Origin of the sequence: Paraburkholderia sp. SIMBA_030, from assembly GCF_046535245.1 — a bacterium.
GTDB lineage: Bacteria > Pseudomonadota > Gammaproteobacteria > Burkholderiales > Burkholderiaceae > Paraburkholderia.
This window is the reverse complement of the sequence record NZ_JAWRXB010001598.1, coordinates 1-237: the sequence shown is the minus strand read 5'-3', so window position 1 is coordinate 237 and position 237 is coordinate 1. Positions and strand designations below refer to the sequence as shown.

General features: G+C 69.6%; 1 protein-coding gene. It reads right to left on the bottom strand.

Annotated features, from left to right (window positions below):
- Positions 1-237 (bottom strand): Wzy polymerase domain-containing protein (locus tag SB772_RS45395; RefSeq protein ID WP_410839202.1); only part of this gene is annotated, 237 nt, incomplete at both ends.

Sequence of the window (237 nt, the reverse complement as noted above, 5' to 3'; positions counted from 1 at the left end):
AACGCCAACTGCTGCGGCCAGTCCTTCAATTCCTTCGCGAACACATGCAGGCGCGCGACCGTATCGAGCGCATCGGCCTCCCGACCGGCCAGCGCCTGCAGTGCCGCATAGCGGCGCAGCACCGTCTCGCCCGGCAGCAGCGCGATCGCGCGCTCATGCGCGGCGAGCTTGAGCGGCAGGTTCTCCGGCGAAAGCGTCAGCAGCGTGGCCACCCCGTAATCGCCCCACGCGCCGAAC